This window comes from Pelatocladus sp., from assembly GCF_059505505.1.
Window position 1 is genome coordinate 86,252 of the sequence record NZ_JCACKS010000219.1, and the last position, 10,504, is coordinate 96,755.

Annotated in this window: 10 protein-coding genes and 1 pseudogene; 4 read left to right on the forward strand and 7 right to left on the reverse strand. The window is 39.6% G+C overall.

All coding sequences use genetic code 11. The features are described from left to right. The first annotated feature begins 123 nt into the window (after window positions 1-123). Window positions 124-1,392 carry an exodeoxyribonuclease VII large subunit gene (gene xseA, locus AC5JMK_RS20050; RefSeq protein WP_495910880.1) on the forward strand — a complete coding sequence of 423 codons (1,269 nt, stop codon included), beginning with the start codon at window positions 124-126 and terminating at the stop codon, window positions 1,390-1,392. A 60-nt stretch (window positions 1,393-1,452) separates the two neighbouring features. Next, window positions 1,453-1,692 (forward strand): exodeoxyribonuclease VII small subunit, encoded by a 240-nt coding sequence (gene xseB, locus AC5JMK_RS20055; protein ID WP_096673769.1) that lies wholly within the window; start codon window positions 1,453-1,455, stop codon window positions 1,690-1,692. Between the two features lie 37 nt (window positions 1,693-1,729). On the opposite strand, the gene AC5JMK_RS20060 is transcribed toward xseB, so the two are convergent. Continuing rightward, window positions 1,730-1,903 (reverse strand): hypothetical protein, encoded by a 174-nt coding sequence (locus tag AC5JMK_RS20060; protein WP_495910881.1) that lies wholly within the window; start codon window positions 1,901-1,903, stop codon window positions 1,730-1,732. A 122-nt stretch (window positions 1,904-2,025) separates the two neighbouring features. Further along, the gene (locus AC5JMK_RS20065; RefSeq protein ID WP_096673767.1) at window positions 2,026-3,027 is read right to left on the reverse strand and encodes a glycosyltransferase family 2 protein; all 1,002 of its coding nucleotides are present in this window, start codon (window positions 3,025-3,027) and stop codon (window positions 2,026-2,028) included. A gap of 159 nt (window positions 3,028-3,186) precedes the next feature. Between AC5JMK_RS20065 and AC5JMK_RS20070 the strand changes: the two genes are divergently transcribed. Continuing rightward, window positions 3,187-3,483 carry a zinc ribbon domain-containing protein gene (locus AC5JMK_RS20070; protein WP_495910882.1) on the forward strand — a complete coding sequence of 99 codons (297 nt, stop codon included), beginning with the start codon at window positions 3,187-3,189 and terminating at the stop codon, window positions 3,481-3,483. Window positions 3,484-3,643: 160 nt separating this feature from the next. On the opposite strand, the gene AC5JMK_RS20075 is transcribed toward AC5JMK_RS20070, so the two are convergent. The 5 genes from AC5JMK_RS20075 to AC5JMK_RS20095 all read right to left on the reverse strand — a co-directional run bounded on the left by AC5JMK_RS20075 (window position 3,644) and on the right by AC5JMK_RS20095 (window position 9,917). Continuing rightward, complete coding sequence (locus AC5JMK_RS20075; protein WP_495910888.1) at window positions 3,644-4,951, reverse strand: ABC transporter ATP-binding protein; 1,308 nt, start codon at window positions 4,949-4,951, stop codon at window positions 3,644-3,646. A 2-nt stretch (window positions 4,952-4,953) separates the two neighbouring features. Next, window positions 4,954-5,850 (reverse strand): ABC transporter permease, encoded by an 897-nt coding sequence (locus tag AC5JMK_RS20080; RefSeq protein WP_096673761.1) that lies wholly within the window; start codon window positions 5,848-5,850, stop codon window positions 4,954-4,956. A gap of 117 nt (window positions 5,851-5,967) precedes the next feature. After that, window positions 5,968-7,455, reverse strand: coding sequence for a hypothetical protein (locus AC5JMK_RS20085; RefSeq protein ID WP_495910883.1), 1,488 nt, complete (start codon window positions 7,453-7,455; stop codon window positions 5,968-5,970). Window positions 7,456-7,493: 38 nt separating this feature from the next. Beyond that, complete coding sequence (locus AC5JMK_RS20090; RefSeq protein ID WP_495910884.1) at window positions 7,494-8,564, reverse strand: glycosyltransferase family 2 protein; 1,071 nt, start codon at window positions 8,562-8,564, stop codon at window positions 7,494-7,496. A 75-nt stretch (window positions 8,565-8,639) separates the two neighbouring features. Next, window positions 8,640-9,917 carry a glycosyltransferase gene (locus AC5JMK_RS20095; protein WP_096673753.1) on the reverse strand — a complete coding sequence of 426 codons (1,278 nt, stop codon included), beginning with the start codon at window positions 9,915-9,917 and terminating at the stop codon, window positions 8,640-8,642. A gap of 427 nt (window positions 9,918-10,344) precedes the next feature. Here AC5JMK_RS20095 and AC5JMK_RS20100 point away from each other — a divergent pair. Next, window positions 10,345-10,504 (forward strand): annotated as a pseudogene (locus AC5JMK_RS20100) (DUF1720 domain-containing protein); the annotation flags it as partial.

The window sequence follows — 10,504 nt, forward strand, 5'->3', positions numbered from 1 at the left end:
ATCTTGGTTATTATGCAGTATGTGTTAGCTATGCGCCTGGTCAAGCGCTACTATAGGCATATTTTTACGTTTATTTACAAGACATTTGTTAATTCTCGTCTAGCTATTTAGTCTACAAGCATAATGAGTGCTGATTTTACTGACTTTGTGATTCCTGATACAGCTGTTACCGTAGCTGGTTTGACTGATTATATTCGCTTGCTACTAGAACAAGATGAGCAATTACGGCAAGTTTGGGTAATTGGAGAAGTTTCTAGTACTAACAATCATCGTAGTGGTTTATTTTTTACACTGCAAGATCCCGATCATGGAGCAGCAATTAAATGCGTGGTGTGGAATGGGCAATTGCCGAAACTGATGCAAAGACCGACTGTGGGTGAGCAGTTAATTATTTTGGGTAGTATACGACTATACCCGGCACGCGGAGAATATCAGCTTTCTGTTTGGCAAGCTTTACCTGCTGGTGTGGGTTTGCAGGCGTTGCGTTATCAACAACTGCGAAACCGTTTAGAAGCGGAAGGATTATTCGATCCACAAAGGAAGCGATCGCTTCCACTTCATCCTCAAACTATTGCTGTTGTAACTTCACCGACTGCTGCTGCTTGGGGTGATATCCAAAAGACTCTCAAACACAGATACCCAGGTTTACGTGTTTTATTTTCTCCTGCCACAGTCCAGGGTGAGCAAGCACCAGATTCTATTGTCAAAGCAATTGAACGGGTTGAACGTGATGGACGGGCTGAGGTATTAATCTTATCACGGGGAGGGGGTGCTGTTGAGGAATTGGCTTGTTTTAATGATGAACGGGTAGTGCGAGCAGTCGCTAATTGTGCTATTCCTGTGATTACGGGGATTGGACATCAAAGGGATGAGTCTTTGGTGGATTTAGTTGCAGATGAGAATGTGCATACTCCGACTGCGGCAGCTGAACGAGTTGTTCCGGCTCTGGCAGACCTATATAATCAGCATCAACAGCGAGTTGTAAGTTTACAGCAGGTTGTGCAGAGGAAGTTAACAACAGCTGAAAATCAACTGCAAGGATTGGGGGAACGTTTACAGCGTCTGCGCTTGGATAAGCAAGTACAGCAACAAATGCGGATGCTGGTTTGGCAACGTCAGAAATTAGTGCAAATCACATCTGGTAAACTACAACAAGCAACTCAGCATTTGGAGATGTTACGACAGAAGCTGACAACTCTTGACCCGAAAGCTGTATTACAACGTGGTTATGCCGTGGTCAGACAAGAAAATGGGATGATTGTTCGCAATGCGACTGAGTTAGGTATGGGTCAGGAGTTGGTGATACAGTTGGGACGGGGTGAGGTTAAAGTAAGGGTTACGGAAGTAGGGGACAAGGAGGGAAGAAGCATTTTGAGTAAAAAAATTGGATAATTTATTTTTTGGAATTTCCCTAATTAATAGTGTGAAGACGCAGAGGACGCGGAGATTTGCATGGTTAAGCGCAGTAATTCTTCTAATTCTAAATCTGTAGAAATAGAAGTTTGGAGTTATGAGGCGAAGGTTGCTGAGATTGAAGATATTATTGCTCGGATTGAGGCGGGTGAGTTGGAGTTGGCTGATGTGTTTGAGGAATTTGCTAAAGCTGTTGAGTATTTAGGTGAGTGTGAAAGTTTTTTACAACAACGACAACAGCAAGTAGATTTGTTGATTGAAACTTTGGATGATAAATAATTAACTTAAGTTAGCGATCGCAGTGGCTTGTCCCTAATCAATTGTTTGTATAAAAGGGTGTAACTATCGATACTGGCTGTTCTGCTTCACTGATGGGAGCAGGTTTCATTTCGCCGCGAAAGTCGATGATTTGTACGAGTAGTAGGTAGGCGATCGCCAGAAGAATTGAAAAAATACCTGTAATAATTGCGACAAACTTTGAACTATTCATTTTTCTTCCTAGATGTGAGATTAGAACGAGAGAGTATTTTTATTAGGTTCTATTTTCTACTAAGTAGTTAATGATAAATGACGAACTTTACGAGTTAGCTTTACTCGTGCCGATCTACTTAATTATGATATTACACTGGATTTTTCTTTTGTGTTAATCAAAAATTGATTAAGTGGCTTGATCCGTTTTTTAATAGACGACAGCCAAAAGAAGATTCTTTCTGTGTGTCTAAATCCCAACATATTTTGAATTAAGTTATATGTTATGCGTTTACTTTGATGCTTAAAATCAGGGGATAATATTAAAGTTTTTTCCAGAAATCGCAGGTACATTGAATAATCAACTTTTAATGATTCTCGTGCCAATTCAAAGTAAGATAAGGCTAAAGCATAACGATATTTCAGTGTCAATTTGTTTGACTGTGCTAACCTATTTTGTGCTTTCTGTAGCACTAAATTTTGGCATTCTATCCAACGAGATTTACTATAAGTAGAAACTGTCACATTGCCATATCTTCTATAAACTGCATAGCAACCTGGCTGATATACTACTTTCGCACCACTAATGACTACTGATAAGAAGAAATCTCGATCTTGTGCAGCTAACAAGTTTTCATCCCATCCACTACTATTTTCGACTGCACTTCTTCTATAAAGTAATGAAGCGACAGCAGTCCACCAATTTGATAGTAAAGATTCAAGGATATCAGCTTGTATTTTGGCTATTTGTATAGGCCCTAAAAAACTTGTTCCATCTGAATAATGATGTTTATGTCTCCAATCACCATAAACGACATCAGCTGCTGTTTTTTCTAAAAAATCCACTTGTCTGGTAATCTTTTCAGGTAAGATATAGTCGTCTGCATCTAGGTACTGGATATATTCTCCTTGAGATAGATGAAAGCCATAGTTTCTGACATGGTTTCCGCCTTGATGAGGTAGGCTTTTCCAGATCACTTTATTGCCATAAGTTTTGATAATTTCTAAGGAATTGTCAGTTGAACCATCATCAATCACAATAATTTCAAGATTGGGATAGGTTTGTTGTAGACAGCTATCAATTGCTTCTTTTAACCATTTTTCTGCGTTAAAACAAGGAATGATCACTGAGACAAGTTTGGACATTTTTGTTTGACTCTATGCGTTGTAAAAACTTTATAAACAGATTATTAATAACATATAAATGAGATGGTTTTCAGGAATCCTGAGATGTGATTAGTCTTTTTAATCTAAAAATACTTAAAATTAACGAAGTAAAAATTATTCAAACAATTTTTTTGCGGTTTGGAATTATATCAAGTTAGGATAATTTGTTCTGCTTGTGGTACACGAGTTAAAAAGTCTTTGTCTACTCGTACCCACAAATATCATGAATGTGGGACACTTATGCATCGTGACCACAATGCAGCGATTATGATTTTGAACAAAGGACTTAAACCCACATTCCGCACCCTAAAGTGTCACACTACGAATTTTGGACGTTTGAGGATTTTGAGATGGCGATCGCCATTTCAAATTTATCGAGTTTTGTATAAAATACAGCTTTTCTCGTTAGTAAAAATCCGAAAAAACCGATTGTGACAGTAGGGTGTGCGGAATGTGGGCTTAAAAATACGGTAGGGCATACCGAAATTCAAGCTTCTGGACAGAACGACCTCTGCTTAAGTGGGGAAACTCCTTTAAGTAAGTTGGCTGGATGAAAGAAGAATCCCGTCGCCTTCAGGCACGGGAGTGTCAACCATTAAAAAACCGAATCACATTCAGGATTCTGGCTAGTGGTAACTTTCCATTGTCGGGGTTGATAAAACAAAGATTGATTGGTAATCGTATTGGCTTTGACTGTAAATCGAAAAGATTCAACAGCATCAAAGGAGTAGGCGCCTTCTTTGATAAAAACTTTGGCATTGTATACACCAGGATTCAAGCAGCAAAAAGGCATATACATTTGTAATTCATTTTTTCCCGGTAGAACCTTTAAAGAATTATTGTCGCTGGCTGCTGTTAGATACAAAATTCGACCGTTTTCTCCACCAATATCTGTAATTGTGACACAGAGATTAGCGTTAGTTACCGTGCGATGTGCTTTGCATTCTACACACAAAGAAGCAGATGCACCACTTATAGGTGTTTCTACAAAATTTCCCTGGTCATCTTTAAAATATACAGAAGTAATATCTATACCTGTACTTTCACTTTCAGATTTTTCTGGTAAAACCAAGTAACCTGTAGATTTTTCTGTCCCAGCTAGACATAAATCTTCTTCATATTTACGAACAACAGTATCTATGTCGCCAGCAGAAATCAATCTACCTTTTGATATATAAACTGCTGAAGTACAGACATTTAAAATTGCTGGAGGATTATGAGAAACTAAGATAAAAGCAGTGCCATTTTCTCGAAGTTTAGCCAGTCTGCGATGGCATTTCATTCTAAATTTGATATCACCAACTGCTAATACTTCATCAATTAGTAAAATATCTGGTTCAATATGCACAGCACAAGCAAATCCTAATCGTGCAGCCATCCCAGAACTATAAGTTTGGACAGGTGCGTCAATGGCATCGGCAATTTCCGCAAACTCTATAACATCCTGCAATCTTTCTTCAATTTCTTTTGTAGATAGACCCAGGATAGACATATTAGCATAAATATTTTCTCGCCCTGTCAAAATAGGATTAAAACCTGCTCCCAAGGCAATTAATGGTGCAATTCTACCTCTAACTTTGACTCTGCCAGTATCAGGTTTAATCAAGCCACTAATAATACGTAGAATTGTACTTTTACCAGCTCCATTTGACCCGATTAATGCTAGTGCTTCTCCTCGACGGAGTTGAAAGCTAATATCTTTAAGCGCCCAAAATTCTTTTGGTCTTAAGGAGTGACTTTTTCGATTCACACCAAATAATTCTGTAGTGATATCTTGAACACCATATAACAAAGATTTTTTTAAATTTCGACAAAATTTTTTAGATACATTCTCTACTGAAATCACAACTTCAGTATCCTCTTGAGATTGGGTATGGGAAATTTCTTCAATTAAATATGTCATAATCATGAACTAACTCTTTCTACTACGAAAGGCATAGCTAGACGAAATGTAATCCAAGTAAGTAGTAAACCGATAATAGTAATTCCACTAACTACCCAAAATCCTAAAGGTTCTGATACTATGCCTGTGGTTGCTAACTCTCTAGTTGTAACTAATAAGGGAGTCACAGGGTTGAGCTTTACTAAAAATCTAAATATTCCCTCACTAGGAATTTCATAGACTACTGGTGTTAAAAACAGCCAAAAACCTGTGATTAAAGTTAATCCTTTAGACACATCTTGATATAAAATTCCGAAAGGAGCTAATAAAATACCGATGAATGTTCCAAGTAAAACTAAGTGAATTAATGCTACTGGCGTTAAAATCACTGTCCAACTAACAGAAACACGAAAGAAGATAAATAAGGCAACAATCAAAATTACTTTAATAGCAAAATTAAAAAACACTTCGCCTAGCTTCGCCAAAATTAGCGCTTCGCGAGGAAAATTAACTCTGGCTAACATTGGTTTAGCAACTGTCACTGCTTGTAGAGGGCCATTTAATGCTTCCACAAATGTTTGCCACAAAGCAGTGCTAAACATGACATAAGCTGGATAGGGTATATCTGTTTTCCCGACATTAATGACTTGGGCATTATTAGCAAGGGTAAAGCTTATTGCCATGACAATTGGGGGTAAAAAGGCCCAGATTATTCCTAAAAATGATTGACGGTACTGGGCGCTGATATCGCGGATCATTAATCGCCAAGCGAGTTCACGAGAAGCGAGTAAGTCTCGCCACATTTGTTGGAATAATCGGAGGGGATGTTTCAGGCTACTTTCTGGTGTATGAATAACCACATGTAGCTGAGATTTTGAACGCTTTTTGTGCTTCAAAGTTTTCACTCCACTACACCGCATATATATATTTCCCTTCACAGGTAAGTGTTTTCCACTACCTTATGAGTGAGGTATTCTCAGTCATGAGGTTGTGATCCGGGAAAATTGTATTTTTATTTACTGAGCGATAAAAAAAGACTATCGCGATCGCAGTTTTCTGGCAATGATCTGCGGTACATACAGAGGGTCATATGAAGATTTGATGAGCATTGCTCGTAGCGTGCCAAAATATTTATTACTTGGATTACAAGGATAAATCGCTATTTGAGGAGCAGCTTGAGAAATCAGATCAAGTTGATACTTGGCATTGAGGCGGCGATTTTCTGGGATACTAAGCATTAACGCATAGGTGCGCGCAGCGTTAATAATGGGAATTCTCTGGATATTACTCAGGTCATACAACTGTTCTTTGGAACTCTGCCAACCTGCGAGCCGTTGTTCAATGTAAAATCGATCTCGCCAGTCCATATGTTCTTGGGGAGTTTGTTTCACCCATTCCAACCATTCACAAATACCTGCGATCGCACTTGATTTGCAAGATTCGCCATAGGTGCGGGCAATTTGTTGAGTGCAGATTTCGATATCGTCTATATTATCAGGAAAACATGTGCGCCACATGGCTTTACCGACTTCAAAGCACCAACCACCTACAGAAATTCCCTCCAAGGAATCTCGTACACTTTGGAGAAAAGGTAAAGCGTCGCCTTCGCAGACGTGTCCTGCGGTGTGTTCAGTGACGAGTTGCTTACGGTTGGCTTTGCTGTTGCGTCCTTTTAAAAAGATGTGCTGATATCCGAGTTTGTCTGCTAATGTGGCTGGTAGGATGCGATCGGCTACTGACATCCTGGCAGCAATACGAGTGAAGGGTGCGATGCTGACATTACCACGAGATGCCATTGCTAGTACCAAGCGTGAGTCAACACCAGCCGAAAGTCCTAGCCAAACTCTGTTCTCTTGCTGATAAAGTCGTTGCAGTGCTGTGATCATGCTTTGGCTTAAAAGTTCCAAAGCTTCTTCATAGTCAAGTTCTGGATTGATTGGTGGCAGCAAAGGTCGAGGATGAATGCTACCATCTTTGAGGTGAATAACTTGACTGGGTAAAAGACGACTTATTTCCCCAAATCGCGAAAGCGGGGGTGTAAACCACGATAAACCTTTTTGATAATACAACTCTCGGCAATCAGCCTTTGGTAAAAGTATATCGTTAAGTAAAGCTGGACTACTCGATACCCAAGGTTGACCGTCGCGAGTGCTTCCATAAAAGCAACCTAGAAGCCCAGAAGCATCCATGTGTACCTGACCCTTACCAATCAAAACCCAACGACCAGCCCAACTCGTGTAGAGTTTGGGTATATCTTCACTCTTTGTCCGGGAAATCTCTGTTATTGGTTCTAATTGGGACTCTAGCGTTTCCACAGCCACTCCCAGAATAACCCAACAAGCTCCGTCAGCATCCTTTGTCCAAGTGGCACGAAGTTCGGGACAATAGGAAATCCAACGGTCGGCGTCTAAGCGGCGATAATGCCAGTCTTCATATACAGGGAAAACTTCTGGTCCAATTATAAACTGGCGGCGATGTGGTCGCATTAATAGGGATTTAGTCGGAGGCACAGATTCTTTACTCATGTGAGGTTGTGTCCTTGTTTTTCCAGGTCACACCCTGATTAATTTTGTGATGATAGCGTTGTAGATGTTGGTGGCTGGTTGGGTGGGACTTGATTTTTTAGTCCTTGCAAGTATCTTTTTGCATAGCGAGAGGTGAGATAATGGTTTAATGCCTTGTCTATTTCTCGGAGAATTTTCCCTAGTGCGCGAGAACCAAATTTCCCCAAAGGAACTTTACGGACGAGGGGATTGACAATTGTCATATCTCGGCGCCATCCTAAGCGTTTATATTTGTTTTGAAAATACTCATCTTCAGTCAGGTTCCACTTATCACGTAAACGCTTCAAGCTAGTTAGTTCCCAAGCATCACTCCACCGCAGCATATAAAAGTGTAAGTCTGTCCATTTTAAGGGCGGGCCTGGTACGTAGGTTATTAAAGATTCAGGTTCTAAGTAAACTGTACCGCCAGCCTCACTAACCAAAATACATAAATCGACGTGTTCTTTCGTGTTCAGCAGTCCTTCATCTAAAAGACCAATCCGATCAAAGATTTCTGTGCGTACGAGCATACAGTGAAACTCTGCCAATCCGGTTGGTTGGCGTTGCAGTTGGGGACGCACATCAGATACTTTGCGTCCCTGTTTATAAATCTTCTCAATCATTCGCCGTCTGGTAGTCTCGCCTTTGGTTTCGACTTTGACTCCAGATTCTCCACCTGCACAATGCACTTCTGTATGTAGGGGTAGGTATTGACAGACGAGGGGACTAACGATGGTTGCTTCGGTGGCTTCTGCACAGTCTACCAATGCTTGCAACCAGCCAGGTGTCACTGCGACATCGTTATCCATGAACACAACATATTTACTGTTGACTTGGCGTAAACCGATGTTTCTTGCGTGGTTGGGAGAAAGGTAGTGATCAGTGCGAATTAATTTAAATTGTTTTTCGGCTGCTTTTGCTTGCAGATAATTTTTGATGTCAGTAGGGGAACCACCATCTACGTAAATTAACTTAAAAGGATAATCTGTGTTGTCGTAAATACTTTCCAAAGATTCACGGCTATAGCTAAAACGCTCACGGGGAACAACTACTATCGTTACCTCTGGTTCTAATAACAAAGCTTTATTCATGATGATGTTCTTTTTAAGTGTGGTATAAAATAAGCCAGTTTAACTGTTCACAATTATTTTGACTAGTAGTCTATATCACCTTTTTCCAATTGGTTGAGAACTTACCGAAGATGGTTGCAGATGATCCATGATGACTCGCTGATATATTTTGACTAATTCATCATTGAGGTGATTTGTATCATAGTGTGTTTCTACATAAGCACGACCAGCTTTACCCATTTTTTCCCATAATTCTGGATGCTTAATTAAGTAAGTCAATTTATCTGCGATCGCATCTGCATTTCGTTCTGAAACTAAGAAACCAGAAATCCCATCTTGCACTAGCTCCGGAATCCCACCGTGTCGAGTCGCAATCACTGGTAAACCCATAGCCATTGCTTCTTTGAGGGTATTAACAGGTGCATCCTGATTTCCATCTTTAGCTGTGACACTTGGAGCGATAAAAATATGAGTATTATCAATAATTTGAATTATTTCTTGTTGATTTTTCCAACCTAATAACTTAACTTGTTCTGCAACACCCAGTTCAATAATTAATTGCTGTAAATATTCTTTTAAAGCGCCATCGCCGACAATATTATATTCCAAGTTGGGATAGGTTTTTAAAACTTTGGCAACAGCACGAATGCCATATTCTATTCCTTTCTTTTCGATCAACCGACCAGTTGTCGCCACAGAGATTTTACCATCTTCTAGAGGCTGGCGTGTCTGAAAACTAAACCGACTACAATCTATTCCCGAACCGTGAACAATAATCTTTTTTTCATTACACCCTAATTTAATGGCTCGCTGGCGAAAAAACTCACAATTCGCCAGGAAAAAATCTCCTTTGACAAACAATTGATCGTAAACATTTGCCCCATATTCTTTGACATACCAGCTGATATCATAGCCCCGAAAAGTGGTAATTAACTTGCCTTGAATCGCACCGATTTCACGATAAATCATTCCCTCGTTGCCTTGGATACCAAATTGACAGTGAATAATATCATATGATTCGGTATTTAATAAAGGGATTATAGAGTATAAAATCCTTAAAGATGCTGCTCGCCCATGATATCTGAAAAAGTTGAGCGATCGCAGTATGACTAATGGAGCTTGATAAAAATTTGTAATGATTAACCACAGTGCTTTTAGTAGCCGCCAGAGTTTATTTTGAGGAATATTGGGAGCATAAAAAGTGGATTTTAGCAAGTCATATTTTTCTACATCTGGATGATATTTAGCAGTATCATCAGGTCTATAACCGTAAATATGAACTTCATGTCCTCGGCAAATTAGACCTGTAATCTGATTCAAAATAAATGTTTCTGAGATAACTGGAAATTTGTTGACTATAAAAGCTATTTTCATACACTCATGTCACCGCTTATTAGCTGTTGATAAACAGCTATATTATCTGTTTGCGCTGTCAAGATGCACTTTTAAAACCTAATTATTTTTTATTGGGAATAAATATAGCAGAAGACACCGTAATTATTGTTTCACAAAAAAGCCGAATAGTTAAACTTTCTTTGAAATGAAAAAACACGGTTATAGATCAATAATGTTTAAAATCCCCGCAGACTGGAAGTCTGGGGCTATACAAACAAAGTCCGCGCAGGCGGACTCTTTTTAGCCTGCGTAGGGTGGCTACCCTACCCTGCGGGAACGCCTGATGGCGAATGGGAAGCCGCCCTACGGGCGTCTATGTTTGTGTAGCCGCGACTTCTAGTCGCCAGGTAAGTTTGAAAAATTGGGATGCTCCCACTAGGAATATCAATGTTCTGGTTTAGAACCTCAACATTCTGGTTTCAAACCAAAAAATTCTGGTTTAGAACCCCAACATTCTGGTTTAGAACCAAAAAATTCTGGTTTAGAACCTCAACATTCTGGTTTCAAACCTCAACATTCTGGTTTAGAACCAAAAAATTCTGGTTTAGAACCTCAACATTCTGGTT

Coding starts and splice junctions, on each gene's coding strand:
- AC5JMK_RS20090 (WP_495910884.1), bottom strand. CDS start 8,564: ATGAATAAAGCTTTGTTATTAGAACCAGAGGTAACGATAGTAGTTGTT.
- AC5JMK_RS20080 (WP_096673761.1), bottom strand. CDS start 5,850: ATGCGGTGTAGTGGAGTGAAAACTTTGAAGCACAAAAAGCGTTCAAAA.
- AC5JMK_RS20075 (WP_495910888.1), bottom strand. CDS start 4,951: ATGACATATTTAATTGAAGAAATTTCCCATACCCAATCTCAAGAGGAT.
- xseA (WP_495910880.1), top strand. CDS start 124: ATGAGTGCTGATTTTACTGACTTTGTGATTCCTGATACAGCTGTTACC.
- AC5JMK_RS20085 (WP_495910883.1), bottom strand. CDS start 7,455: ATGAGTAAAGAATCTGTGCCTCCGACTAAATCCCTATTAATGCGACCA.
- AC5JMK_RS20060 (WP_495910881.1), bottom strand. CDS start 1,903: ATGAATAGTTCAAAGTTTGTCGCAATTATTACAGGTATTTTTTCAATT.
- xseB (WP_096673769.1), top strand. CDS start 1,453: ATGGTTAAGCGCAGTAATTCTTCTAATTCTAAATCTGTAGAAATAGAA.
- AC5JMK_RS20065 (WP_096673767.1), bottom strand. CDS start 3,027: ATGTCCAAACTTGTCTCAGTGATCATTCCTTGTTTTAACGCAGAAAAA.
- AC5JMK_RS20095 (WP_096673753.1), bottom strand. CDS start 9,917: ATGAAAATAGCTTTTATAGTCAACAAATTTCCAGTTATCTCAGAAACA.